Genomic DNA, 217 nt, shown 5'->3' on the forward strand with positions numbered 1-217 from the left:
GTTGGTTTAAACCACCGCCCATAGAAAACGCCGAGCGAATCGAAGCAAACAGCGGGAAGTCATACGCTGAGTGGTTGGTGTTGTTCAAGTAAGGTGCTAAGAAAGACTCGTAGCCACTGTTGCCAGCCCCATCATTGGTAATCACCTCACCAAACACATGCATGTTCGATGTGATTTCAGCCGTAAATACTTGGTCGATTTGGTACTGGCTCATGTG

The 217-nt window shown here is 47.9% G+C and carries 1 pseudogene; it reads right to left on the reverse strand.

Features of this window, described 5'->3' with window-relative positions:
- Positions 1-217: pseudogene (locus tag A3712_RS11390) on the reverse strand (alpha-amylase); the annotation flags it as partial.

This window comes from Vibrio sp. HI00D65, from assembly GCF_001635455.1.
Lineage (GTDB): Bacteria > Pseudomonadota > Gammaproteobacteria > Enterobacterales > Vibrionaceae > Vibrio.